Annotated in this window: 24 protein-coding genes and 1 pseudogene; 19 read left to right on the forward strand and 6 right to left on the reverse strand. The window is 68.2% G+C overall.

What is annotated here, in order from left to right; genetic code table 11:
• Positions 1-8: 8 nt before the first annotated feature.
• Together G6N30_RS09660 and aspS are read right to left on the reverse strand one after the other, a co-directional pair.
• On the reverse strand, positions 9-458 hold the full coding sequence (locus G6N30_RS09660) for a nitroreductase family deazaflavin-dependent oxidoreductase (protein ID WP_134052237.1): 450 nt from the start codon (positions 456-458) through the stop codon (positions 9-11).
• Positions 455-2,230 (reverse strand): aspartate--tRNA ligase, encoded by a 1,776-nt coding sequence (gene aspS, locus G6N30_RS09665; protein ID WP_134052239.1) that lies wholly within the window; start codon positions 2,228-2,230, stop codon positions 455-457. The genes G6N30_RS09660 and aspS overlap by 4 nt, the downstream gene beginning before the upstream one ends.
• A gap of 75 nt (positions 2,231-2,305) precedes the next feature.
• Here aspS and G6N30_RS09670 point away from each other — a divergent pair, with 75 nt between their 5' ends.
• The gene (locus G6N30_RS09670; protein ID WP_134052241.1) at positions 2,306-3,187 is read left to right on the forward strand and encodes an oxidoreductase; all 882 of its coding nucleotides are present in this window, start codon (positions 2,306-2,308) and stop codon (positions 3,185-3,187) included.
• Between the two features lie 49 nt (positions 3,188-3,236).
• Positions 3,237-3,737, forward strand: coding sequence for an SRPBCC family protein (locus G6N30_RS09675; RefSeq protein ID WP_134052242.1), 501 nt, complete (start codon positions 3,237-3,239; stop codon positions 3,735-3,737).
• Here the strand turns inward: G6N30_RS09675 and G6N30_RS09680 are convergent.
• Positions 3,734-5,230 carry a carboxylesterase/lipase family protein gene (locus tag G6N30_RS09680; protein ID WP_134052244.1) on the reverse strand — a complete coding sequence of 499 codons (1,497 nt, stop codon included), beginning with the start codon at positions 5,228-5,230 and terminating at the stop codon, positions 3,734-3,736. The two genes, G6N30_RS09675 and G6N30_RS09680, sit on opposite strands and share 4 nt — an antisense overlap.
• 73 nt (positions 5,231-5,303) lie before the next feature.
• Here G6N30_RS09680 and ypfJ point away from each other — a divergent pair, with 73 nt between their 5' ends.
• The 7 genes from ypfJ (at position 5,304) to G6N30_RS09715 (ending at position 13,292) form a co-directional block, all read left to right on the forward strand.
• Complete coding sequence (ypfJ, locus tag G6N30_RS09685) at positions 5,304-6,194, forward strand: KPN_02809 family neutral zinc metallopeptidase (protein ID WP_134052246.1); 891 nt, start codon at positions 5,304-5,306, stop codon at positions 6,192-6,194.
• A complete protein-coding gene (locus G6N30_RS09690; RefSeq protein WP_134052248.1) occupies positions 6,187-7,839 on the forward strand; it encodes a DUF885 domain-containing protein in 1,653 nt (550 codons plus the stop codon). The genes ypfJ and G6N30_RS09690 overlap by 8 nt, the downstream gene beginning before the upstream one ends.
• The gene (locus G6N30_RS09695) at positions 7,836-8,366 is read left to right on the forward strand and encodes a DinB family protein (RefSeq protein WP_134052250.1); all 531 of its coding nucleotides are present in this window, start codon (positions 7,836-7,838) and stop codon (positions 8,364-8,366) included. Before G6N30_RS09690 ends, G6N30_RS09695 begins: the two co-directional genes overlap by 4 nt.
• A gap of 32 nt (positions 8,367-8,398) precedes the next feature.
• A complete protein-coding gene (locus G6N30_RS09700; RefSeq protein ID WP_134052252.1) occupies positions 8,399-8,986 on the forward strand; it encodes a TetR/AcrR family transcriptional regulator in 588 nt (195 codons plus the stop codon).
• Complete coding sequence (locus G6N30_RS09705; RefSeq protein ID WP_134052254.1) at positions 8,983-10,539, forward strand: flavin-containing monooxygenase; 1,557 nt, start codon at positions 8,983-8,985, stop codon at positions 10,537-10,539. Before G6N30_RS09700 ends, G6N30_RS09705 begins: the two co-directional genes overlap by 4 nt.
• Positions 10,536-11,363, forward strand: coding sequence for a mycofactocin-coupled SDR family oxidoreductase (locus tag G6N30_RS09710; RefSeq protein WP_134052256.1), 828 nt, complete (start codon positions 10,536-10,538; stop codon positions 11,361-11,363). Before G6N30_RS09705 ends, G6N30_RS09710 begins: the two co-directional genes overlap by 4 nt.
• Positions 11,364-11,426: 63 nt before the next feature.
• Complete coding sequence (locus tag G6N30_RS09715; protein WP_134052258.1) at positions 11,427-13,292, forward strand: DUF222 domain-containing protein; 1,866 nt, start codon at positions 11,427-11,429, stop codon at positions 13,290-13,292.
• Between the two features lie 13 nt (positions 13,293-13,305).
• On the opposite strand, the gene G6N30_RS09720 is transcribed toward G6N30_RS09715, so the two are convergent.
• On the reverse strand, positions 13,306-14,199 hold the full coding sequence (locus G6N30_RS09720) for an acyl-CoA thioesterase (protein ID WP_134052260.1): 894 nt from the start codon (positions 14,197-14,199) through the stop codon (positions 13,306-13,308).
• Between the two features lie 150 nt (positions 14,200-14,349).
• Between G6N30_RS09720 and G6N30_RS27205 the strand changes: the two are divergent.
• The 4 genes and pseudogenes from G6N30_RS27205 to G6N30_RS09735 form a co-directional block, all read left to right on the forward strand.
• Positions 14,350-14,427: pseudogene (locus tag G6N30_RS27205) on the forward strand (TetR/AcrR family transcriptional regulator); the annotation flags it as partial.
• A 555-nt stretch (positions 14,428-14,982) separates the two neighbouring features.
• Positions 14,983-16,212, forward strand: coding sequence for an amidohydrolase family protein (locus G6N30_RS27210; protein ID WP_166674596.1), 1,230 nt, complete (start codon positions 14,983-14,985; stop codon positions 16,210-16,212).
• Positions 16,213-16,247: 35 nt separating this feature from the next.
• Entirely contained in the window at positions 16,248-17,390 is a 1,143-nt protein-coding gene (locus G6N30_RS09730) for an acyl-CoA dehydrogenase family protein (RefSeq protein WP_134052264.1), read from the forward strand.
• A complete protein-coding gene (locus G6N30_RS09735; RefSeq protein ID WP_134052266.1) occupies positions 17,387-18,655 on the forward strand; it encodes an acyl-CoA dehydrogenase family protein in 1,269 nt (422 codons plus the stop codon). Before G6N30_RS09730 ends, G6N30_RS09735 begins: the two co-directional genes overlap by 4 nt.
• A 6-nt stretch (positions 18,656-18,661) precedes the next feature.
• Here G6N30_RS09735 and G6N30_RS09740 read toward each other — a convergent pair whose 3' ends face one another.
• Complete coding sequence (locus G6N30_RS09740) at positions 18,662-19,675, reverse strand: Rv2578c family radical SAM protein (protein WP_134052268.1); 1,014 nt, start codon at positions 19,673-19,675, stop codon at positions 18,662-18,664.
• A gap of 137 nt (positions 19,676-19,812) precedes the next feature.
• Here G6N30_RS09740 and G6N30_RS09745 point away from each other — a divergent pair, with 137 nt between their 5' ends.
• Positions 19,813-20,016 (forward strand): cold-shock protein, encoded by a 204-nt coding sequence (locus G6N30_RS09745; RefSeq protein WP_011559693.1) that lies wholly within the window; start codon positions 19,813-19,815, stop codon positions 20,014-20,016.
• 296 nt (positions 20,017-20,312) lie between these two features.
• On the opposite strand, the gene G6N30_RS09750 is transcribed toward G6N30_RS09745, so the two are convergent.
• Positions 20,313-20,723, reverse strand: coding sequence for an Rv2576c family protein (locus tag G6N30_RS09750; RefSeq protein ID WP_234880085.1), 411 nt, complete (start codon positions 20,721-20,723; stop codon positions 20,313-20,315).
• Between the two features lie 180 nt (positions 20,724-20,903).
• Here G6N30_RS09750 and urtA point away from each other — a divergent pair, with 180 nt between their 5' ends.
• The 5 genes from urtA to urtE are packed head-to-tail and all read left to right on the forward strand — an operon-like array spanning position 20,904 to position 25,678.
• On the forward strand, positions 20,904-22,169 hold the full coding sequence (gene urtA, locus G6N30_RS09755) for an urea ABC transporter substrate-binding protein (RefSeq protein ID WP_134052270.1): 1,266 nt from the start codon (positions 20,904-20,906) through the stop codon (positions 22,167-22,169).
• Between the two features lie 13 nt (positions 22,170-22,182).
• Positions 22,183-23,067, forward strand: a complete 885-nt coding sequence (gene urtB / locus G6N30_RS09760; RefSeq protein ID WP_134052271.1) for an urea ABC transporter permease subunit UrtB — start codon at positions 22,183-22,185, stop codon at positions 23,065-23,067.
• Positions 23,064-24,161 carry an urea ABC transporter permease subunit UrtC gene (urtC, locus tag G6N30_RS09765; RefSeq protein ID WP_134052273.1) on the forward strand — a complete coding sequence of 366 codons (1,098 nt, stop codon included), beginning with the start codon at positions 23,064-23,066 and terminating at the stop codon, positions 24,159-24,161. Before urtB ends, urtC begins: the two co-directional genes overlap by 4 nt.
• A 44-nt stretch (positions 24,162-24,205) precedes the next feature.
• Complete coding sequence (gene urtD / locus G6N30_RS09770; protein ID WP_134055120.1) at positions 24,206-24,985, forward strand: urea ABC transporter ATP-binding protein UrtD; 780 nt, start codon at positions 24,206-24,208, stop codon at positions 24,983-24,985.
• Positions 24,986-25,678 carry an urea ABC transporter ATP-binding subunit UrtE gene (urtE, locus tag G6N30_RS09775; RefSeq protein ID WP_134052275.1) on the forward strand — a complete coding sequence of 231 codons (693 nt, stop codon included), beginning with the start codon at positions 24,986-24,988 and terminating at the stop codon, positions 25,676-25,678.
• Positions 25,679-25,685: the final 7 nt, after the last annotated feature.

A 25,685-nucleotide genomic window follows, 5' to 3' on the forward strand; every position in this document is an offset into this window, starting at 1 on the left:
TGCCGGCGTCAGACGCGGGTGAGCTCGAACAGCGGGATGACGCGGTCGGTGTTGGCCTGGTACTCGGCGAACGTGGGCGCCAGCTCGACGATCTTCGCGTAGGCGGCGTCGCGCTCCTCGGGCGGCAGTTCGCGCACGTCGACGTCGTAGGCCTCGGTGCCTACCTCGACGTGAGCCCGCGGCAGCGCCCGCAGGTTGTGCACCCACGCCGGATCCTTCGGCGCACCGGCGTAGGAACCGACGATCAGCATCTTGCCGTCGACGGTCAGGTACGCCAGCGGCGTGAGCCGGGCCTTACCGGTCTTGGCGCCGACGGTGTGCAGCAGCAACAACGTGGCACCTTCGAACGGGCCGCCCACGACGCCGTCGTTGCTGCGGAACTCCTCGACGATGGCCTTGTTGAAGTCGTTGAGCGAGTCGACGTCGGCGATCAGTTCGTTCTTGTCTGGCTGGGTCATGCTTCCTCCGACTTCTTCGGCTTGGCATCTATTCCCGACTCCCGGCGCTGCTGCACGGTGATCGGGGCGGGCGCACCGGTCAGCGGGTCGACGCCGCCGCCGGACTTCGGGAACGCGATCACTTCGCGGATGGAGTCCATCCCCGCCAGCAGCGCGGTGATGCGGTCCCAGCCGAAGGCGATACCGCCGTGCGGCGGCGCACCGAATGTGAAGGCGTCCAACAGGAATCCGAATTTGTCCTGGGCCTCGTCGTGGTCGATGCCCATCATCGCGAACACGCGCTCCTGGACGTCGCGGCGATGGATACGGATCGAGCCGCCCCCGATCTCGTTGCCGTTGCAGACGATGTCGTAGGCGTCGGCGAGCGCACTGCCCGGATCGGTGTCGAACGTCTGCTCCGACTGCGGCTGCGGTGCGGTGAACGCGTGGTGCACCGCCGTCCACGCCCCGGAGCCGACCGCGACGTCACCGGCGGCGGTCGCCTCCTCGGCCACCTCGAACAGCGGCCAGTCGACCACCCAGGTGAACGCCCACGCGTCGGGGTCGATCATGTCGAGGCGTTTGGCGATCTCGATGCGCGCGGCACCCAGCAGCGCCCGCGACGACTTGACCGGGCCCGCGGCGAAGAAGATGCAGTCGCCCGGGTTGGCGCCGACGTGGGCGGCGAGGCCGTCGCGTTCGGCGTCGGTGAGGTTCTTGGCGACGGGCCCGCCCAGCGTGCCGTCCTCGCCGACCAGCACGTAGGCCAACCCCTTGGCGCCGCGCTGTTTGGCCCACTCCTGCCAGCCGTCGAGCGTGCGGCGCGGCTGCGAGGCCCCGCCGGGCATGACGACGGCACCGACGTAGGGCGCCTGGAACACGCGGAACGTGGTGTCGGCGAAGAACTCCTTGCACTCGACGAGCTCGAGGCCGAACCGCAGATCGGGCTTGTCGGAGCCGAAGCGGCGCATCGCCTCGGCGTAAGTGATGCGCGGCAGCGGTGTCGGCAGGTCGTGACCGATCAGCGCCCACAGCGCCGCGAGAACCTCCTCCGACACGGCCATCACGTCGTCGGCGTCGACGAAGCTCATCTCCATGTCGAGCTGGGTGAACTCGGGTTGGCGGTCGGCGCGGAAGTCCTCGTCGCGGTAACAGCGCGCGATCTGGTAGTACCGCTCCATCCCGGCGACCATCAGCAGCTGCTTGAACAGCTGCGGGCTCTGCGGCAGCGCGTAGAACGAACCGGGCTGCAGACGCGCGGGCACCAGGAAGTCGCGCGCACCCTCGGGGGTGGACCGGGTCATCGTCGGTGTCTCGATCTCGACGAAGTCGTGGCGGGCCAGCACCTCACGGGCGGCGGCGTTCACCTTCGAGCGCAGCCGAATGGCGTTGCCCGGGCCTTCGCGGCGCAGGTCGAGGTAGCGGTAACGCAGCCGGGCCTCCTCGCCGGCCTCCTCGTCGAGCTGGAACGGCAGCGGCGCGCTCTCGCCGAGCACGGTCAGCGTGGTGGCGTTCACCTCGACGCCGCCGGTCGCGATCTCGGGGTTCTCGTTGCCCTCCGGCCGGACCTCGACCACGCCTTCGACGGCGACACAGAATTCGGCGCGCAGCCGGTGGGCGGCCTCGAGCACGGCGCCTTCGCGGAACACCACCTGGGACACCCCGGACGCGTCGCGCAGGTCGATGAAGATGACGCCACCGTGATCGCGCCGGCGCGCCACCCATCCGGCCAGCGTCACGTTCTGACCGGCGTCGGCGGGTCGCAACGATCCGGCGGCATGACTGCGCAGCACAAAAACTCCTGAAGAAAGGGACTGGGACAACCGCAACAGTGTAGAGCCCAGGCAACGTCGGTAGCTTGGGCGATCATGCCCACCCGCATCGCACTCGTCGGGCCCGGCGCCGTCGGCGCCACGGTGGCCGCCCTGCTGTACGAGGCCGGCCGCTCCGTGCTGCTGTGCGGCCGCACCGCCCGCACCTCGCTCGACGTCCGCCCCGAGGACCGCGAGCCCATCGTCGTGCCCGGCCCGGTGCACACCGATCCCGCGGCCGTCGACGGGCCCGTCGACGTGGTCCTGCTCGCGGTCAAGGACACCCAGAACGAGGCGAGCGCCCCGTGGCTGCGCCGGTTGTGTGACGAGCACACGGTGGTGTGCGCGCTGCAGAACGGCGTCGAGCAAGTCGAGCGGGTGGGGCGCTTCTGCCCGGGCGCGACGGTGGTGCCTGCCGCGGTGTGGGTCTCGGCGGAGCCGGACCCGGAGGGGTTCGTGCGCATCCGCACCGGCGCGAGGCTGGTGTTGCCTGACACCGCCGCGGCCGCGACCCTCGCCGACGCGCTCAGGACCCCGCACCTGGCCGTCGACTGCGATCCGGACTTCGTCACCGCGGCGTGGCGCAAGCTGCTGGTCAACGCGGTGGTCGGGTTGATGGTGCTGACCGGGCGCCGGGCCGGGATGTTCCGCCGCGACGACATCGCCGCGCTGGCCCGCCGCTACCTCGCCGAATGCCTCGCCGTCGCGCGGGCCGACGGGGCGTCGCTCGGCGACGAGGTCGTCGACGAGATCGTCGGCATGATCGCCGGCGGTCCGCCCGACATCACCACCTCGATGCTCACCGACCGGGAGGCCGGCCGCCCACTGGAGTGGGACATCCGCAACGGCGTGATCGCCCGCAAGGGCGCCGCGTACGGCATCGCGACACCGGTGAGCGACATCCTGGTGCCGCTGCTGGCCGCCGCGGGCGAGGGCTGAACGCGAGGGGGCGCTCGCGGCCGTGGCTAGACACAGTCGGCTACGGTGTATGGCCATGCACGCCTGCGAGCGCGTCGACCTGTCCTTCGTCGACTCCGCGCCGTACCGCTTCGTCAGCACCGTCGATCTCGCGATCACCCCTGAGCAGGTCTTCGAGGTGCTCGCCGACGCCGAATCGTGGCCGCACTGGGCGACGGTGATCACCAAGGTGACGTGGACGAGCGCGGAACCGCGCGGCATCGGCACCACCCGTACCGTCCACATGCGCGGCGGCATCATCGGCGACGAGGAGTTTCTCGCCTGGGAACCGTTCCGCCACATGGCCTTCCGGTTCAACGAGGCGTCGACGGGCAGTATCGCCGCCTTCGCCGAGGACTACCGCGTGGTGAAGACACCGGGCGGCTGCCACCTCACCTGGGTGATGGCGATGAAGCCCAACGGCGTGGCGGCGCGGCTGGGGATGTCGTTGGGCCGGCCGGTGATGGGCTGGTTGTTCCAGCGCTTCCTGCACAACCTGCGCCGCTACACCGACGAGCGGTTCGCCCCCTAGTAGATCCCGCTCCACGCCTGCCGCCGCAGCGCGTCCGGGTCGTCGACAGAGTCGTCGCGCATCGAGCGGATGACCCGGGTGCGGCGTCGGACCGCGTCGTAACGCGGCCAGTCCTCACGCCACTCCTGGCCCGGCGCCCAGCCGCGCGTCACGAAGTCCAGCCAGGTCCGCTGCATGCGCCGCCCCACCGACGGCAGCAGGCGCCGGCCCAACGGATGCAGCTTGCGTCCCAGATACGAGGCGTAGCTGTGGTGGACGTGCACGATCTCACTGCCGTGGGTCGCGCCCAGCCCGAGGGCCCGCAGCGCGACCGCGGTGTGGTCGAAGCGGTAGACGTGGGTGGGCGCATGCGCGCTGTAGGCGTCGGCGAACGCCCACGTCGGCGCGCCGAACATGACATCGGAGCCGATCGCCACCAGGGCCTGCCGCCGCGGATGCCCCGGATACGCGCGCAGGATGCGCTCGCGGGCCTGGGGCGCACACCGTTGGAACCACGACTCGGCCGCGGCGGGAGTGGTCGGCAGCATCGGCGGCTTCCCCCACGCGAACATGGACGCCTCGTGGCTGTTGGTGCCGACGATCAGCGGCACCCGGTGGACCGCACCGGCGCGGGCCGCCGCGATCGGGTGCTGCGGCAGCAGGTCGAGGCCGTGGGTCAGCCCGTAGGCGAGCGTCGGGGTCTCGGCGACGCTCTCCAGCTGCAGGTGGCCCGCGGCGCGGCGCAGTGACCGCTGCGGGGCGGCCTTGACCTGATCGACGTCCAGCCCGAGCAGGTCGAGGAACCGCCGGGCGCGCTGCGCGCGGGTGTCGGGGTCGGCGATCAGGGGCAGGGCGGGGCTCTGCGCGATCGCCCGCGCGAACAGCCCCTCGGCGGCCGGGCAGGCGAGCAGCGCCAGTACCGACGTGGCGCCGGCCGATTCGCCGAACACCGTGACGCGGTCGGGGTCGCCGCCGAACGCGGCGATGTTCTCCCGGACCCAGCCCAACGCGGCGAGTTGGTCACGCAAGGCGAGGTTGTCGTCGAATCCGTCGCCCAGTGCGCTGAGGTCCAGCCCGCCGAACACGCCGATCCGGTAGGTGACGTTGACGACCACCACGTTGCCGTTGGCCGCCAGCCGCGACCCGTTGTAGAGCTGGAAGTGGCCCGCCCCGTAGACGAACGCCCCGCCCGGGATCCACACCATCACCGGTAGCGACGCGCCTGCGTCCGGAGACCAGACGGTCACGGTCAGGCACGCCTCGTCCCGGTTCTTGGGGTCGTCGCGACCGCCGCCGACGAACGATTTCCCCTGCGGCGGGATCGGCCCGTGTTCGAGCGCGTCGCGCAGACCGCCCCACGGTTCGGGCGGGACGGGAGCGGTGAACCGCAGCTCACCGAGCGGTTGGCGGGCGTAGGGGACGCCTCGCCAGACGTGAACGCCGCCTTCGGTGGTGCCGCGCAACCGGCCGAGCGTGGTGTGCGCGACGGTTTGAACTTCGGCGACGGCGGACACACCCGAATCGTAGTGTGGGACTCTGAACACCGGCGCCGGTCGAGCGCCGCGTCGAGTGCGGATGGAGTGTGCGATGACCTTCAACGAGGGCATGCAGATCGACACCAGCACCACCTCGAGCAGCGGCGGTGGACGCGGCGGCGGTCGCGGCATCGCGGTCGGCGGAGGTGTCGGCGGCCTGCTCATCGTGGTCATCGCGCTGTTCCTCGGGGTGGATCCCGGCACGGTGCTCCCCCAGCAGCAGCAGATCGGCACCGAGGGAGTGGCGACCCCCGGTTTCGACCTCAGCCAGTGCAGGACCGGCGCCGACGCGAATGAGTTCGTGCAGTGCCGGGTGGTCGCCACCGGCAACTCGCTCGACGCGGTGTGGTCGCAGCTCGATCCCGGCTACACCAGACCGCAGGTCGAGATCTTCACCGGGAGCGTGGACACGCGCTGCGGTCCCGCCACCAGTGCGGTCGGCCCGTTCTACTGCCCGGCCGACCAGACCGCCTACTTCGACACCGACTTCTTCGACGTCCTGAGGGATCAATTCGGTTCCAGCGGTGGACCGTTCGCGCAGGAGTATGTCGTCGCCCACGAATTCGGTCACCACGTGCAGCAACTACAGGGTTCGCTCGCGCGCGCCCAGGAAGATCCGGAGGGGCCCACCGGCGGCGGGGTGCGCACCGAACTGCAGGCCGATTGCTACGCGGGCGTGTGGGCGCATTACGCCGCGGTCACCACGCAGGAGAGCACCGGCGTGCCGTTCCTCGAACCGTTGACCGACAAGGACATCGCCGATGCGCTGTCGGCCGCGTCGGCGGTCGGCGACGACCGGATCCAGCAGGCGGCCACCGGCCGGGTCAACCCGGAGTCGTGGACACACGGTTCGTCCGAGCAGCGGCAGAAGTGGTTCACCGTCGGTTATCAGACCGGCGTTCCGAAGAAGTGCGATACGTTCGCCACGAACGACCTTGGCTAGGCAACCGACGGCGGTCGACGCGGTCGCCGAACGCTACCTCGACACCCTCGCCGCACTGGATCCCTGCACCGCAACCGAACTCGGCATCGCCGGTGGTGATCGCAACTACGACGAGGACATCACCGACTACTCCCCCGACGCGGTCGCGGCGCGCGCGGAGGCCGCGCGCTCGGCGCTCAAGGAACTCGACGCCGTCGTCGCGGTGGACGAGACCGATGCGGTGACCGCCGCCGCGATGCGCGAACGGCTGGGCGTGCAGATCGAGATCCACGAAGCCGGCCTCGACATCGGTGAGCTCAACGTGATCGCCTCGCCGTTGCAGACCATGCGCGACGTGTTCGATCTGATGCCCACCGACACCGCGGAGGACTGGGCGGTGATCGACCGGCGGCTGGCCACCCTGCCCGAGCGCGTGCCCGGATATGCCGAGGCGCTGCGCACCGTGGTGGCCGAGGGCCGTCCCCCGGCGATCAGGCAGGTGCAGAGGGGCATCGACCAGGCCGCGCAGATCGAGCAGTTGTTCGTCGACATGGTGGCCGGTGCGGTGCCCGACGCGCCGGCGCTGCAGGCCGACCTCGACCGTCACGCGTCCGCCGCCGCGGCGGCCTACCGTGAGCTGCGGCGCGTGCTGCGCGAAGAGATCGCGCCCGGTGCGCGGGAGCGCGACGCGTTCGGCCGCGATGCCTACCGCCTGATGTCGCGGTCGTTCCTCGGCACCGCGATCGACCTCGACGAGACCTACGCGTGGGGCCTCGAGCATCTCGGTGCGATCGTGGACGAACAGGAGACGGTCGCCGAGCGGCTGTATCCCGGTGCCGGTGTCGCCGAGACCATCCGGCGTCTCGACAACGAGTCGCGGTATCAGGTGCACGGCACCGACGCCCTGCAGGCCTGGATGCAGGACCTGTCCGACCGGGTGGTCGACGCGCTGGCCGACACCCATTTCGACATCGCGCCGCAGCTGCGGAACCTGGAGTGCCGGATCGCTCCGACCCACACCGGCGGGATCTACTACACCGGACCGTCGGAGGATTTCACCCGCCCGGGCCGGATGTGGTGGTCGGTCCCGCCGGGGAAGAACACCTTCCACACGTGGCAGGAGACGACGACGGTGTTCCACGAGGGAGTGCCCGGACATCATCTGCAGATCGGGCACGCCGTCGTCCTGGCCGACCGGCTCAACCGGTGGCGCCGGCTGGGCTGCTGGGTGTCCGGCCACGGCGAGGGCTGGGCGCTGTACGCCGAACGGCTGATGGCCGAACTGGGGTGGCTGGACGACGACGGCGTCCGGATGGGGATGCTCGACGCGCAGGGATTCCGCGCCGCCCGGGTGGCGATAGACATCGGTGTGCACTGTGGATTGACCGCCCCGGACGGCGGGACGTGGGACGCCGCGCGGGCGTGGGACTTCTTGCGCAAACACTGTGCGCAGTCGGAGAAGACGCTGCTCTTCGAGCTCGACCGCTATCTCGGCTGGCCGGGACAGGCGCCGTCGTACGCAGTGGGGCAGCGGATCTGGCAGCAGCTGCGCGAGACGATGATGGCGCGCAGCATGCCGCTCAAGGAGTTCCACAGCCGTGCGCTGGACCTCGGTGGGCTTCCGCTCGACGTGTTGCGGGCGGCGCTGGTCGGCGAGTTGTCGTGACGGACGGGCAGATCGAGCCGGACACCAAGGACTGGACCTGGGTGTTGACGCGGCCGTGCCCCGAGTGCGGTTTCGACGCGTCGACCGTGCATCACCGCGACGTCGGCGACGTGATCCGCCGTGACGCCGACGAGTGGATCCGCCGGCTCGGTGCGCCACAGGCCTCCGCCCGCTCACGACCAGGGGTGTGGTCGACACTCGAGTACGGCTGCCATGTGCGCGACGTGCACAGGATCTTCCACGAGCGCGTGACACTGATGCTCACCCAGCACGAACCGCTGTTCGCGAACTGGGACCAGGATCAGGCCGCGCTCGATGGCGACTACGCGGCCCAGTCGCCGGCTGTGGTGGCCGGAGAGCTCTTCGACGCCGCGGTCACCGTCGCCGACACGTACGCCTCGGTCCCGGACGCCGCATGGGCACGCCGCGGATTGCGCAGCAATGGCAGCGAATTCACCGTCGCCTCGATCGCGCTCTATCACCTGCACGACGTCGTCCACCACGCCTGGGACGTCGACGAGCATTGACCACGTTGAACACATGTCGTTAATGTGTTCAAATGCGCGCCGATGACCGCCCGGTCCCCCCGGCGCTGCTCGCCGCCACCACCGCCACGCTGCGCCGCCTCGGTCCCCGCCAGTTCAGCCTGACCGCCGTCGCCGAGGAGGCGGGGGTGTCGCGCGGCACCGTCCACAACGCGCTCGGCAGCCGCGACAACGCGATCCGCACCGCGCTCGACCATCTGGCATCGGTGTTCATCGAGGCCATGGCCAGCGAGGTCGACCGGCAGGAGACGCTGGCCGGTCAGGTCGCGGCGGCCGCGGTGCTCGTGTGCGCACACCGCCAGCGTTCGGATTCGGTGGCTCCGCGCGGCATCAACGAGAGCATCCTCGTGCTGCTGTTGCGCAACATCGGGGACGACCTGATGCGGCGGTCGCTGGAACTGTGGCGGCCCCTGGTGCGGGCGGCACAGACCCGTGGGGAGGTGCGCGCGAACGTCGACCCGCTCCGCGCGAGCGAGTGGATCGTGCGGGTGCTGCTGAGCTTCGAACTGCTCCCGCCCGTCGGCGTGGATCTCGACAACCCGCGTGCGGTGCGCAAATTCGTCTGCGACCACATCGTCGCCGGACTGGGAGGACCAGCATGATCGAACCGGATCACGAAGTCGTCGTCATCGGCGCCGGTCCCGGTGGCATCGCCTCGGCATATCTGTTGCGGCAGAACGGGATCGATGACTTCGTCATCCTCGAGCGGAGCCACGACTTCGGCGGCACCTGGCGCGACAACCACTACCCCGGCCTGGCCGTCGACATCCCGACGCTGTGGTACCAGTTGTCGTTCGCGGTGAATCCCGACTGGTCGAGGCTGTTCGCGCCCGGGCCGGAGATCTATGCCTATCTGCGCGACACCGCACAGCGCCTGGGCCTCTATCCGCACCTACGACCGCACTGCAACGTCGTTCGCCAGCAGTGGGACGACGCCGCGGGGCTGTGGCGGTTGACGCTGGCGAACGGTGAGGCGGTGACGGCCAGATTCCTCATCAGCTCGGTCGGCGGGTACGTCAACGCCAAACCGCGGGTCGACATCGACGGCATCGACGACTTCGCCGGGACGATCCTTCGACCCAATGCGTGGGACGACGGCTACGACTCCTGCGGTAAGCGGGTGGCGGTCATCGGCACCGGCTCGAGCGGGGTGCAGATCGCCGCCGCGCTGTCCGGTCAGGTGGCGAATCTCGATGTGTTTCAACGGACGCCGGCCTGGGTGCTGCCCAAGGTCGACTTCGACATTCCCGCTGCCATGCGCCGGGTGCTGCGGGTTCCCGGTGTCGTGTCCGCGGTGAACGTCTTCGGTCGCTATCTCATGGACGCGTTCATGGTGGCGCCGATCGTGCATCTGTTCTCCAGGCTGCCGGACCGGGTGCTGGTGCGCGCGATGCCGTTCTACGACGCCTACTGTCGCGCGCTGTACCGCCTGCTGCTGCGCGTGGTGGTCCGTGATCCGGTCACCCGGCGGGCGCTGGTGCCGCGGTACGGGATCCTGGCGAAACGGCCCGTCATCTCCAGCAGTTTTCTTCCGGCGCTCAACGATCCGGACACCCATCTGATCACCACGCCGATCGAACGCATCACCGCGGACGGTGTGCGCACCGTCGACGGCGTCGATCACCCGGCCGACCTGCTGGTGCTCGCCACCGGTTACGAGCTGTGGACGGATCCCGAGACCTATCGGACCGGAACCGTCTTGGGCAGCAACGGATTCGATTTGGCGGAGTACTACCGGGCACATGGGTTGAGCGCCTACGCGGGGACCGCACATCCGCGATTGCCCAACAGGTGGGAGATCGTCGGTCCGCTGGGCTTCGTCGGCTTCGCGTGGCCGGACTTCGTCGAGACCATGGCCGCCCACGCGGTGCGGGTGATCGCCGAGGCGCGAGGTCGCGGCACACCGGTCGCCGCCGTCAGTGATGACGCGTTCAATCGGTGGAACCAGCGGATGCGCCGCGATGGCCGCGTCGCGCACCTGTACTTCACCGCCTGCAATCCCGGTCTCAGCACGTATTTCGTGAACTCTCAGCGCGACACCGTCTATCACCGGCCGCAGACCATCGCCGGATCCCGGCGCTTCGCCCGCCACTCCCCGCTGTCGGATTACGAATTCGCCGCTCGTCCCGCCTTGTTCGAGGAGCTCACCGCATGACCGATCAGGATCTCCCCCTCGCCGGCCGCGTCGCCTACGTGACCGGCGCGGCCCGCGGCCAAGGCCGCTCGCACTGTGTTCGGCTGGCACGAGCGGGCGCGGACGTCGTGGCAATCGACGCGTGCGCCCCGGTCTGCGACGCCAACGGGTATCCGCCTGCCGAGCCGGCGGATCTCGCCGAGACGGTGCGCCTGGTCGAGAACGAGGGGCGCAAGATCCTGGCCCAGCAGGTTGACGTGCGGGACGCCGCGAGTCAGCAGCGCGTCGTCGCCGAGGCGGTCGAACAGTTCGGGCGCCTGGACATCGTCGTCGCCAACGCGGGAGTGCTCAACTGGGGCCGGGTGTGGGAGATCTCGCCGCAGCAGTGGCAGGACACCCTCGACGTCAACCTCACCGGGGTGTGGAACACGATGCGCGCGGTGGTTCCGCCGATGATCGCGGCGGGCAACGGCGGCTCCATCATCACCATCAGTTCGGCCGCGGGGATCAAGGCGGTTCCGGGCTGCGGTCACTACTGTGCGAGCAAGTTCGGCGTCGTGGGCCTGACCAATTCGCTGGCGATCGAGTTGGGCGAGTTCGGGATTCGGGTGAACTCGGTGCACCCGTACGGCACCGACACCCCGATGGGCAACGACACGTCGATGTACCAGGTGTTCGCGGATCACCCCACCTACATCCACAGCTTCTCACCCGGCGCGCTGCCGACCGACTCGCTGGCGCCGCCGGAACTGATCTCCGACATCGTGGTGTGGCTGGCAAGTGACGCCTCGTCTCTGCTGACCGCGGCCCAGATCCCGGCGGAGAAGGGATACCTCAAGATCTGACCGAGTTGTCCACAGCGGCGAGTTCATTCACAGATCGGGGCGGTACGCGATTGTGCGGCCTCGATGTCGTACCCGGTCGCTAGAATCGCCAGTATGTTCGATGGTTCGCTACCCAAGATCGCCGACTACTCGGCGCTCAGTGACGCCGAGCTGGTGCTGGCGTCGGCCGGGTGGGGACGCGTCGAATCCGCCGCCGCCGCACGCAAACTGGCCGCCATGGCCGAGATGTTCCGCCGCCGAACCACCCTCGAAGACGCCGCCGCACGCGAGGACTGGTTCATCGACCCCGAGACCTCGGTCTTGAGTGAACTGGCCGCCGCCCACCACATCACCGAAGGGCTCGCCAAGAGCCAAACCCAACGCGGAGTGCTGCTGGCCAACCGCTTCCCCAAAGTCGCCGCCCTCTTCGAGCGCGGGCTGATTAGCGACATCCTCGTCCGCGCGATCGTCTACCGCACCTATCTGATCACCGACCCCGAGGCGATGGCCGCCGTGGATGCCGCCTTGGCCGAACAGATCCTGTGTTGGGGGCCGAAATCGCAGTCGAAGACCGAAGAGACCATCGACGCGCTGGTCGAGATCCATGACCCGGGCGCGCTGCGGCGCCGCGAACCCGCAACCCATACCCGCGACCTGCAGTTCGGCAACATCACCGACGCTCCCGGGATGATGACCGTCTACGCCCGGATGTACAGCCCCGACGGTGTCGCGCTCGAACAACACGTCGAGGACATGGCCCGCACTGTATGCCCCGATGACCCGCGCACCATGAAAGAGCGCCGCAACGACGCCTTCGCCGCACTATCTGCCGGTGAGCCGCTGCGCTGCGAGTGCGACAACCCCGACTGCCCGGCCAGCACCCCGGACCGCTCCACCGCCAACGTCGTGATCCACCTCATCGCCACCGAAGAAGCACTCGCCCATGCGCGGAACCGCAGCGCTGCAGCGGACGCCGACGAGCAACCGGCCGTAGACCCTGAACCTGTCGAGCCGAATACCGCTGCGCGCGAGGATGAACCGCCCGGCCAGGAGCCAGCAGACTCCGAGCCGGAGACCCTTCCGGAGTCGGAACCTGTGGAGCCGGATATCGCTGCGCGAGAGTCGTGGCGCAGCGATGACGAGCCCGCGAAGCTCGAACCGAAAGCATCCGCAGAGTGCGGAGCTGGCGAGCCGGGGAGCACTGAGCGCGAGGACGAGTCGGCCGGCACCGCGCCGGAACAGGACTTCTCGGCCAAGTGCAGGCCGGTCGACGTCGCGGCAGATAGCGATGCGCGCGAGCAGGATTCGACCATGACCGAGCCGGTGCCCACACCGCAACCTTCCCCCACGCCCGCACGGGCATTCGTCATCGGTGGCGGCGTGCTCAGCCCCGTGGTGCTGCCCGCCTTCCTCGACCGCGCCACGATCCGGCGACTCCAACACCCCGGCGACGCGCCACCCGAACCCCACTACCGGCCCTCGATCGCGCTGCAGGACTTCGTGCGCTGCCGCGACCTGACCTGCCGCTTCCCCGGCTGCGACAAACCCGCAACCCTCTGCGACATCGACCACACCGTGCCCTACCCCACCGGGCCCACGAACGCGTCCAACCTCAAATGCCTCTGCCGAAAACACCACCTGCTCAAAACCTTCTGGACCGGCCAAACCGGTTGGCGCGACCAACAACTCGCCGACGGCACCGTCATCTGGACCTCACCGAGCGGGCAGACCCACATCACCCACCCGGGTAGTGCGCTGCTGTTCCCGACCCTGTGCACCCCTACGGCAACGGCCCGGAAAGGGAAGACCGCAGACGCCACGAAGAACCGCGGCCTCATGATGCCCAAACGCCGCCGCACCCGCGCCCAAGACCGCCGCTACCGCATCGACACCGAACGCCGACTCAACGACGACTTCGTCGCCGAACGCACCAAACCACCCCCGTTCTGACGGAGGCGGGAATCTACAGCCGGTTCTGCGTGGCGATCGAGTTGTCCGTCGTGCGCAGTGGCCGAATCAACCCGTCCTGGCTGAAGGACGCGATCAGCTCACCCTCCTCGGTGTGCACCGCGCCGCGCACATACGACATGCCCGCCCCGACCTGCGTGCTCTCGTGCGTGTACAGCAGCCAGCCGTCCCAGCGCACCGGCTCGTGAAAACTCACGCTGATCGTCATCGGCGCCGTCGACACCGTCAGGTGCGCCTGCGCGGTACCGATCCCCTCATGTGCGCGCATCGTCGTCGAAATCCCCAGGTGCCCCGTGAAGTACGCGATCAGCGCCTTCGCCAGGTCATCCCGCTGCGGGATCGGCTCGTAGTGCACCCACGCATAGAGCTCGGGCGGACCGACCTCGTCGGGGCTGTTCACGTCGACGACATCGACCAACCGCACCTGCCTGCCCACCATGGGCATCTCGGTGTGGTTCGCCTCGGCCGGCGGCACGACCGCAGGACGAGGCAGCTGATGCCGGATCACATCCCCCGACGGCACATCGGTGAACACCGTGACGGTGATGCAGCGCTTCCCGTTCTGTGACGCCGACACGACTGCGGTCGCCGTCGACCGCCCCTCCGACACCACGTCGATCTCCAACTCGACCGGCGGACCGACGACCACCACCCGGGAGAACACCGCGTACGCCGACCGCACCGACTTGTCCGGGAACCGCTTCGCCACCGCGACGATCGCTTGCGCCAGCACCTGCGTGCCCTCGACCACCTGCCGCTCGTCGGCCGCCGCCACGCCTGTCTGCGCGGTGAACCGGTTGTCGCCCGCAGGCTGCGCATCGAACAGATCGAGCAACATCTCGACCGTCCATTGCCCCTGCGTCGTGTCTTGCGTCGATTCGGTGGTCATAACGTCACGCCCCTGTCCCGTGGTCTCGGTGCACCCTACCGAGAAGCTACATAGGCTTCTGCAAAAGCGGTAACGTCATTCTCCATGGCGAAGCCCGACGGACAGGCCGGCACCGTAGGTGAAGACGTCACGTCGCGCCCCGAACGGTTCATGCGCTCCGCGTTGGCGATCCTCGGCGAAACCGGCCGCACCGACTTCACGGTGCTCGAGGTCGTCGAACGCTCCAAGACCTCGTTGCGGTCCTTCTATCAGCACTTCTCCACCAAGGACGAGCTGCTGCTGGCGCTGATCGAACGCATCATGTCCGAATCCGCACGGCACTGGCGCGCCGAAGCCGACCGACTCACGGGTCCCGACGCGCTGCGCACCCTCATCGACCGCATCTGCGTCCCGCCCGGCTCCGACACCCAGGACAGGGTGAACCGAGGGCTGACCTCCTACAACGACCGCCTGGCCGAAGCCATGCCGCGCAAGTACGCCAAAGTGCTCGCCCCGCTTCACGCGTTGATCGCCGACATCATCCGGCGCGGCGTCTCCGACGGAGACTTCCGCGACGACCTCGACGTCGAAGCGACCTCCGCGCTGATCATGCAGGCGGCGCTCGGTGCGATGCGCCTGCGCGTGCTCGGCGCCGAACTGTCCGGCGCCCCCGTCGACGCGCGCCACATCTACGACTTTCTGCGCACGCGCCGTGAACGCACCGCACTGACCCTCTGCCCGCGCCTCTCTCTAAATGGTAATGTCATTACCGCTCGTCGCCAACGTGACTTCCAGGAGGCGGATATGCCATCTCGCGACCTGTCTTTCCCGGTATTCGACGCGGACAACCACTTCTACGAGCCCAAAGAGGCGCTGACGCAGTTCCTTCCCGACCACCGCAAGGGCGTCATCGACTACATCGACGTCCGGGGCCGCACCAAGATCGTGGTGCGCAACCACATCAGCGACTACATCCCCAACCCCACCTTCGAGGTCGTGGCACGCCCCGGCGCGCAGGAGGAGTACTTCAAACACGGCAGCGGCGGGAAGAGCTTCCGCGAGGTGATGGGCAAGCCGATGAAGGCCATCCCGGCCTTCCGCAACCCCGAGGCCCGCCTCGAGGTGCTCGACGGACTCGGCCTCGACTACACGATCATGTTCCCGACGCTGGCCAGCCTCGTCGAGGAGCGACTCAAGGACGACCCGGACCTCATCCTCGACATCATCCACGCGCTCAACCAGTGGATGTACGAGACGTGGCAGTTCAACTACGAGGACCGGATCTTCTCCACGCCGGTGATCAACCTGGGCATCGTCGACCGGGCCCTCGAAGAACTCGAGTGGTGCCTCGAGCGCGGTGCCAAGACCGTCCTCGTGCGCCCCGCTCCCGTGCCCGGCTACCGTGGCACCCGCTCCCTCGGTCTGCCCGAGTTCGACCCGTTCTGGGCCGCCTGCGTCGAGGCCGGCATCCCCGTCTGCATGCACGCCTCAGACAGCGGCTACTCGCAGTACCTCAACGACTGGGAGCCCGCCGAGGAGTTCCTGCCCTTCAAGCCGACCGCGTTCCGGATGGTCGCGATGGGTAAGCGACCGATCGAGGACACCATGGCGGCACTGGTCTGCCACGGCGCGCTCACCCGCAACCCCGACCTGCGGGTGCTGTCGATCGAGAACGGCGCGTCCTGGGTGCCCTACCTCTTCTACCAGTTCAGAGACGTCTACTCGAAGATGCCGCAGGAGTTCCCGGAAGACCCCATCGCGGCGTTCAAACGCGGTGTGTACGTAGCTCCGTTCTGGGAGGACAACTTCAAGCAGATGGCCGACCTGATCGGGGTCGACCGGGTGATCTTCGGATCCGACTGGCCGCATCCCGAGGGACTCGCCGACCCCATCCGGCTGGTCGACGATCTGCAGGAGCACGGCCTCGACGAGGAAGGCATCCGAAAGGTGATGGGCGGCAACCTCGTCGACCTGTTCAAGGTGCCCAACCAGGTCGTCCACCGACCCGACGTACCCGCCCTCGTCATCGCCTGAGCAGCGATCGCCCGAAAACAGAGAAGAGACGCGTCATGACGGAGGTCACCTCCCCGGAGAGCCTGCTGTTCGCCTCGACGGCACAGGCTTTCCTCGAGAAAGAAGCGTCATTGGCGCGGGTCCGCGAACTGCACGCCGCCGGTACGTCATTCGAACCGCAGTGGTGGCAACGCGCCGCGGAACTGGGGTGGGCCAGCCTGCTCGTACCCGAAGAGCTGGGCGGCGGCAGCGTATCCGGTAACGGTGTCGCCGACCTGGCGCTCGTCGCCGAACAGATCGGCAAGACCGTCGCACCCGGTCCGCTGCACCCCGTCTCCACGGTGCTCGCGGGCCTCGTCGACGCCGCGGAACCCGAACGCCACGCCGCGCTGATCGAATCACTGGTCAGCGGTGAGTCGGTGGCGTCCTGGGCGGTCTACCAGCCGGGCCGAGGGTGGTCACCGCACACCCCCGGCGTCACGGCGACCGCCACCGAATCCGGCTTCCGGCTCGACGGCGTCGCCGACCGCGTGGAGGCCGGCGACCAGAGCGCCGCGCTGCTGGTGGTCACCGAATGCGACGGCGCGCTCCGCCAGTTCGTCGTCCCGACGGATGCGCCGGGCGTGACAGTGGAACCGCAACGCTCGATCGACCTCGTGAAAAGCTATGCCCGCGTTCAGTTGTCCGGTGTCGAGCTCGACGAGTCAGCCGCGGTCGGCACGCCGGAGCAGACCCCCGAGCTGATCGCCAGACAGAGTCAGGTCGCCCAGGTGCTGCAGTGCGCCGAGGTGGTCGGCATCCTCGGCACGGTCGTCGACATGACCGTGCAGTGGGGCTTCGACCGGCATTCGTTCGGCCGGCCGCTGGCGTCCTATCAGGCGCTCAAACATCGCTACGCCGACCTCAAGATCGGCCTGGAGGCCTGCCGAGCCACCACCCGCGCCGCCGTCGCCTCGGTCTCGGCCCGCGCGGCCGACGCCGAGTTCAACGTCAGCGCCGCGAAATCCTATGTGAGCGAACACGCTCCGTCGATGATCCAGCACTGCGTCCAGCTGCACGGCGGCATCGGGGTGACCTGGGAGCACGATCTGCACCTGTACCTCCGTCGGGCGACGCTGTACCGATCGATGTTCGGCACCCCCGAGGACCACAATCTGCGCATCTACGCGCTCACCGAAGAGTTGGAGTCCGCCTCATGACCGAGACGCCCACGCGCGACCAGTCGGCAGCCGCCGCAGCCGCCGAGTCGGTCGAGGAGTTCGGCGCCAGGGCCCGGGCATGGCTGGCGGACAACATGCCCCGCATCGATCCGGCCAACCCGCCCGACGCCGACCGCGGTGAAGAGGGTCCGTGGCTGCGGGCCCGGGAACTGCAGAAGAAGCTGCACGCTGGCGGCTTCGCCGGCATCTGCTTCCCGAAGGCATACGGCGGCCTCGGTCTGCCGCTGGCCTACCAGCGGGCGTTCGACCAGGAATCCAAACCGTACGAGCTGCCGATCATCCTCAACACGCCGACCTTCACGATCTGTGCGGCCACCATCCTCGACACCGGCAACGAGGAACAGAAGCAACAGCACATCGGCGGCGCCATCCGCGGCGAGGAAATCCTGGTGCAGCTGCTGTCGGAGCCCAGCGGCGGGTCGGACCTGGCCGGTGTGATCACCCGCGCCGACCGCCGCGGTGACAAGTGGGTCATCAACGGCGCGAAGACCTGGAGCACCAGCGCGTTCGCGGCCGACTACGGACTCCTGCTCGCCCGCACCGACTGGGACGTCCCCAAGCACGAGGGCCTGACGATGTTCCTGGTGCCGCTCGACGCACCGGGCATCACCATGCGCCGGATCAAACAGGTCGACGGCGGCAACGAGTTCTGCGAGGAGTTCTTCGACGACCTCGAACTCGGCGACGACGCGGTGGTCGGCGAGGTCAACAAGGGCTGGGAGGTCGCCTCCCGCCAGCTCTACCACGAGCGCCGCGCGGTCGGCGGCGGGTCCGAATTCGCCAGCGGCATCGGCCCGGAAGGGGTGACGGACCAACCGGTCGACTACGTCGCGCTGCTGGCCGCCACCGGCCAGGCCGACAGCGAGCGGGTCCGCGAGATGGCCGGGCGCGCGCTGGTCCGGCGCAAGGTGCAGGAACAGCTGATCGACCACGTCTACCACGGCGTGCTCGACGGCAGCCTGCCCCCGGCGGCCGGATCGATCATCCGCATCACCCACGCCGAGTCGATCCAGTTCGAGATCGACACCGCGCTCGCGATCTCGGAGAGCGCGGCGGTCGTGGACACCGGTGACGGACTGATCCGCTTCGGCGACCGCTACCTGTCGCGGCAGACCGCATCCCTGGGGGGTGGCACCACCGAGATCGCCCGCAACATCATCGGCGAACGCGTCCTGGGCTTTCCCCGCGAGCACGCCGCCGACCGGGGTGTGCCGTTCAAGGACGTCAAGCGCAACAAGAGCTGACAGCCCTCAGAACAGCGTCGGCTGCACCGGTCCCGCGGCGACGGGTACGGGTGCCACCGGCTCGAGGCGCCGGCGCTCACCGGTCAGCCCGTGCTTGCGCAGCAGGGGCGCCGCACGGGCGCGCAGCATTTCGCGGTAGTCGGCGGGCAGATACGCCCCGCGCCGGTAGAGCGCCCGGTACTCCCCCACGAGCTCCGGGTGGTCGCGGGCCAGCCACGACATGAACCACCCACGGGTGGAACCGCGCAGGTGCAGCCCGAAAACCGTTGCGCTGCCTGCGCCGGCGGCCGCGATCTCGCCGAGCAGGCCGTCGAGGTGTTCCACCGAATCGGTCAATCGCGGCAGCACGGGCGCCACCATCACATGGCAGTCCAGACCGGCATCGCGGATCGCGGCGATCAGTGCGAGCCGGGCCTGTGGTGATGGCGTGCCCGGTTCGACGGCCCGGTGCAGCTCCGGATCACCCACCGCCAGCGACACCGCCACGCTCACCCGTACCCGCTCGGCCGCCTCCGCGATGATCGGCAGATCCCGGCGCAGCAGCGTGCCTTTCGTCAGGATAGAAAACGGGGTGCCCGAATCCCGCAGTGCAGCAAGAATTCCGGGCATCAGTACGTAGCGGCCCTCCGCGCGCTGGTACGGGTCGGTGTTCGTGCCGAGTGCGACGGTCTCCCTGGTCCACGACGGCCGGCGCAGCTCCCTGCGCAACACATCGACGACGTTGGTCTTTACGACCACCTGGGAGTCGAAATCCGTTCCGTTGTCGAAGTCGAGATACTCGTGGGTGGGCCGGGCGAAGCAGTACCGGCAGGCGTGTGAACAGCCGCGATACGCGTTCACCGTGTACTGGAACGGCAGCATCCACGCGTTGGGGACCTTGTTGAGCGCCGATTTGCACAGCACTTCGTGGAACGTCATGCCCTCGAACTGCGGGGTGCGCACGCTGCGGACCAACCCGATCCGCTGCAGACCGGGCAACGCGCCGTCGTCGACCCCGACTCCCTGACCCGCCCACCGCATGCCTCCATTCGAACGTAAGTTCGAGTCGGTGTCAAGGGGATCTTCGGCTCCGATGCCTCGGGATCACCCCGGTCGTGCTAGCCTGGAGCACAGAATGCTTTCTGCATTCGTAGGTAAGTCGAAAGAAATCAAGAAATATGACACAGGGAACCGTGAAATGGTTCAACAGCGAAAAAGGCTTCGGCTTCATCGCTCCCGACGGCGGCTCTGACGACGTCTTCGTCCACTACTCGGAGATCCAGGGTGGCGGCTTCCGCTCGCTCGAGGAGAACCAGCGGGTCGAATTCGAAATCGGACAAGGTGCAAAGGGTCCGCAGGCTACCTCGGTGACCGCGATCTAGCAGACTTCTCAACAACTGTGGGCCGCCGGATTTTTCCGGCGGCCCACAGTCGTTTCTAGCTCAGTCGGTCACCGCTTCTTCTGGTCCGGTGCATCCGAGAAGACCGGATTCTGCACGGGCGCAGAGGATTCCTGCGCCACACTCGGCTCGTTGACCACGGGATGCGAGAAAAGATCGCCGTTTTTCATTGGTGAAAACCCTTCAAGAGTTTCTACGGAGCGGCCGTCATATCGGCCGGAATCACCGCTGACGTGAGCGGTTCACCCTCAACCATACTCCTCTCCCCGGCGCCCGGGTCACCAGGCGCGTAACGAGCACTGCGTGCCGCTGCCACCGTCGGACCGTGCGACGACGACACCATCCACCGCGATCTCACAGTGGAAGTTCGGCGGAACGCGAAGCGCTCCGCTCGCGCTCACCAACGCCCACTGGGTGGGATCGTTCAGCGCGGTCTGGAACGTCCACGGGACACCGGGACGCAGCAGCGTTTTCACGTTCGTCAGATACTTCGACGAGTCGGCGTCGAAGTCGGCCCGGCTCGGCGGCTCGGTTGCCAGGTAGTAGAGCTGCGCGTTGAGTTCGCTCTGCGCCACCACCGTGTAGGTCACGGTGTGGGAGCCGTTCTCCGTCCCCGGTTGGGCATTCGCCGTCCCCGGCGCCGCAGTCATCGCCGCTGTCACCAGAACCGATGCCACCACTGTTCGCATGTGGGCTTCATCGACCGGCCGGGTCACCCCGTTACAGCCCACCCCCGACCCCGGGGTGCCCAGCAGGTTAATGAGTTCGTCACACACAGTCATTTCCCAGTAACACCGGCGTCTTAGGTTGCCGATGCGGCACCGCCACGGTGCCGACGCGCCCGATGTTGACTCTCCGAAAGGGATTTCATGCGACTACCAGGACGCTCCCCGTTCCACAGATCCGCTCTTGCCGCGGGAAGTCTGGTGGTCGTGACCGGCATGTTGCTGGCAGGCTGCGGAAGCAAGGCCACCGACACCGACGCGGCAGGCGCCGAGTCCTGCGTGGACACGTCGGGTCCGAACATCAAGGTCGGCTCGCTGAACTCGCTGTCAGGCACGATGGCCATCTCCGAGGTCACCGTCCGCGATGCGATCAAACTCGCGGTCGACGAGATCAACGGCGCCGGCGGCGTGATGGGCAAGCAGATCCAACTCATCGGCGAGGACGGCGCCTCGGAGCCGACCGTGTTCGCCGAGAAGGCCGAGAAGCTGATCAGCAGCGACTGTGTCGCCGCGGTGTTCGGCGGCTGGACCTCCTCGAGCCGCAAGGCCATGCTGCCGGTGTTCGAGAGCGCGAACTCCCTGCTCTACTACCCCGTCCAGTACGAGGGTCTCGAAGCGTCGAAGAACATCTTCTACACCGGCGCCACCACCAACCAGCAGATCGTGCCCGCCCTCGACTACCTCAAGGAACGCGGCGTCAAGTCGCTGTACCTGGTGGGCAGCGACTACGTCTTCCCGCAGACGGCCAACCGCATCATCAAGGCCTACGCCGGCGCCAACGGCATCGAGATCAAAGGTGAGGACTACACCCCGCTCGGCTCGACCGACTTCTCCACGATCGTCAACAAGGTCCGCACCGCCGACGCCGACGCGGTGTTCAACACCCTCAACGGCGATTCCAACGTGGCGTTCTTCCGCGAGTACCGCAACGTCGGCCTGACCCCGCAGGCCATGCCGGTCGTGTCGGTGTCGATCGCCGAGGAGGAGGTCGGCGGCATCGGCGTGCAGAACGTCGCCGGTCAGCTGACGGCCTGGAACTACTACCAGACCATCGACACGCCGGTGAACAAGGCGTTCGTCGACGCCTACAAGAAGGCCTACGGCGCGAACAAGCCGACCTCGGATCCGATGGAAGCCGCCTACGTCTCGGTGTACCTGTGGAAGAACACCGTCGAGAAGGCGAAGTCGTTCGACGTCAAGGCCATTCAGGACATCGCGGGCGGCGTCTCGTTCGACGCACCCGAGGGCAAGGTCACGATCGACGGCGAGAACCACCACATCACCAAGACCGCACGCATCGGTGAGATCCGGCCCGACGGGCTGATCTACACGATCTGGGAGTCCCCCGGACCGATCGAGCCGGACCCGTACCTGAAGTCCTACCCGTGGGCCGCCGGGCTCTCCAGCTGAGCCAACCAGCCGCATGGACGTTCTGATCGGCCAGCTGGCAACGGGATTGAGCCTCGGCTCCATCCTGTTGCTGGCTGCGCTCGGACTCTCGCTGACCTTCGGTCAGATGGGAGTCATCAACATGGCCCACGGTGAGTTCATCATGGCGGGCTGCTACACCGCGTACGTGGTGCAGCAGGTGATCTCCAGCGCCGGTGCGTCGCTGCTCATCTCGCTGGTGATCGGATTCTTCGTCGGCGGTGCGATGGGTGCGCTGCTCGAGGTGACGCTGATCCAGCGGATGTACCACCGTCCGCTCGACACCCTGCTGGTGACGTTCGGTGTCGGCCTGATCCTGCAGCAGATCGCCCGGGACATCTTCGGCGCCCCCGCGGTGAACGTCGTTGCCCCGTCGTGGCTTTCCGGCGGTGTGGACATCCTCGGCGCGGTGGTGCCCAAGACCCGCATCTTCATCCTGGTTCTGGCCGTGGTGTGCGTTGCGGTGCTGGCCACCGTGCTCAAGACCAGCCCGATGGGCCGGCGCATCCGCGCGGTGGTCCAGAACCGCGACCTGGCGGAGACCAGCGGCATCTCGTCGCGCAAGACCGACATCACCACGTTCTTCATCGGGTCGGGGCTGGCGGCGGTGGCCGGGGTGGCGCTGACGTTGATCGGCTCGACGAGCCCGACCACCGGGCAGAGCTTCCTGATCGACGCCTTCCTCGTCGTGGTCGTCGGCGGCCTGGGCCAGATCAAGGGCACCGTCATCGCGGCGCTGGCGCTGGGCTTCTTGAACTCGTTCATCGAGTACAACACCACCGCGTCACTGGCCAAGGTGGTCGTCTTCGTGATCATCGTGATCTTCCTGCAGGTTCGTCCCCAGGGCCTGTTCACCGTGCGGACAAGGAGTCTCGTATGAGGACACTTCTCGGGCGCTGGCAGACGTGGGCGGGGTTCGGTGTCGCGGCGGTGCTGCTGTTCGCGGTGGCGCCCGCCCTCCTTTCGGACTTCCGGCTCGGGCTGCTGGCCAAGTTCCTCTGCTTCGCGATCGTCGCGGTCGGCATCGGATTGGCCTGGGGCCGCGGCGGCATGCTGGTACTGGGGCAGGGGGTCTTCTTCGGCCTCGGCGGCTACATGATGGGCATGCACCTCAAGATCTCCGACGCGCAACTGCGCGGGGACGACGTGCCCGATTTCATGCAGATCGCCGGTGTGCGCGAATTGCCCGGCTACTGGGCGCCGTTCGCCTCCCCCGCCTTCACGCTGCTGGCCATCGTGCTGATCCCGACCGGCATCGCCGCGGTGCTGGGCTTCGGAGTGTTCAAACGCCGCGTCAAGGGCGCATACTTCGCGATCCTGTCGCAGGCACTCGCCGCGGCGCTGGCCATCCTGCTGGTCGGCCAGACCGGTCTGGGCGGCAGCAACGGGCTGACCAACTTCCGGACGTTCTTCGGGTTCGCGCTCAACGATCCGGTCAACAAGCAGATGCTCTACTTCATCGCCGCGGGTGTGCTGCTCGTCGTGGTCGCCGTGGTGCGGCAACTGATGCACAGCCGCTACGGCGAACTGCTCGTGGCGGTCCGCGACGGGGAGGAACGGGTGCGCTTCCTGGGCTACGACCCCGCCAACATCAAGGTGGTGGCCTACACCGTGGCGGCGTTGTTCGCCAGCATCGCCGGTGCGCTGTTCGCGCCGATCGTCGGGTTCATGGCGCCGTCGCAGGTGGGCATCCTGCCGTCCATCGCGTTCCTCATCGGTGTCGCGATCGGCGGTCGCACCACCCTGCTCGGGCCGGTGCTCGGCGCCATCGGCGTCGCGTGGGCGCAGACGCTGTTCTCCGAACGTTTCCCTTCCGAGTGGATCTACGCCCAGGGTCTGCTGTTCATCGTCGTCGTCGGGTTCTTTCCGGCCGGCCTGGCCGGGCTCGGGGTCCTGCTCAAGCGGCGGCGCGCCCGCAAACCCGAAGCCGTACAACTGGATCCGGAACCCGAGAAAGTGGGGGCCGCCACGTGACGACCACTCCCGAACTCGAGCCCGTGGCCGGCGGAAACGCCGGGATGGGTGCGCAGTACCTCGAGGTGCGTGGGCTGACCGTGGACTTCGACGGGTTCAAGGCGGTCAGCGACGTCGACCTCACCCTGTTCCAGGGCGACCTGCGGTTCCTGATCGGGCCCAACGGCGCCGGCAAGACGACCGTCATCGACGCGATCACCGGCCTGGTCGGCGCCTCGGGCTCGGTCAACAAGTCCGGCGTCGAACTGCTCGGCAAGAAGGTGCACCAGATCGCCAAACTCGGTGTGGGGCGGACCTTCCAGACCGCCAGCGTCTTCGAGCAGCTGACGGTCCTGCAGAACCTCGACATCGCCGCCGGTGCGCACCGCTCGGCCTGGACGCTGCTGCGCCGCCGACACGGGGTGTCGCCGGCGATCGAGGAGGCGCTCGAGACCGTCGGGCTGACCGAGATGGCCGACAAACCAGCGGGTGTGCTGGCGCACGGGCAGAAGCAGTGGCTGGAGATCGGCATGCTGCTGGTGCAGAACGCGGACGTGCTGCTGCTGGACGAACCGGTGGCCGGCATGAGCACCGAGGAACGCGAGGAGACCGGAAACCTCCTGCGCCGCATCGGCGGTCAGCGGACCGTCGTCGTCGTCGAACACGACATGGACTTCATGCGCGCCTTCGCCACTTCGGTGACGGTGCTGGCCCGCGGACAGGTGATCGCCGAAGGGTCGGTCGCCGAGGTGCAGGCCAACCCCAGGGTGCAGGAGGTCTACCTGGGTACCGCCGCAGCGGGTGCGGACGGTATCGCCGACGACCTCGTCGAGGAAGGGTCCTAGATGCTGCAACTCGTCGACGTCCGCACCGGGTACGGGCGGTCGGAGGTGATCCACGGCGCCAGCATCGAGGTGCCCTCCGACGGCGTCGCCGCGGTGATGGGACACAACGGCGCCGGTAAGACGACGCTGCTGCGCGCGGCGGTCGGCTTGCTCAAATGCACAGCCGGGCAGGTGATCTTCCAAGGGGAGAACATCACCAAGCTGCGGCCGAGCGCACGCGTGGCCCGCGGGCTGGCGTACGTGCCGCAGGGTCAGCAGTCGTTCGGTCAGCTGACCACCGCGGAGAACCTCCAGGTGGTGGCCGACGGCCACAGGAACGGCAGGCAGCTGATCGACGAACAGCTCGACCTGTTCCCGGCCCTCAAGGAGCTGCTGACCCGGCGTGCCGGCCTGCTCTCCGGCGGGCAGCGCCAGCAGCTCGCGATCGCGCGCGCGTTGATCACCAGCCCGAAATGCCTCATCCTCGACGAACCCACCGAGGGCATTCAGCCGTCCGTGGTCGCCGAGATCGAGGCCGCGATCACCGCACTGACCGCGCGCGGTGACCTCGGCGTGCTCCTCGTCGAACAGCACATCGGGTTCGCGCTCGAATCGTCGCAGCGCTACTACATCCTGGAAGCCGGTCGCATCACCTCCACCGGCACCGGGGGTTCGGCGTCGGAGGCCGACGTGCGGGCCGCCATGGCCATCTGAGCTACTG

The organism is Mycolicibacterium litorale, from assembly GCF_010731695.1.
GTDB lineage: Bacteria > Actinomycetota > Actinomycetes > Mycobacteriales > Mycobacteriaceae > Mycobacterium > Mycobacterium litorale.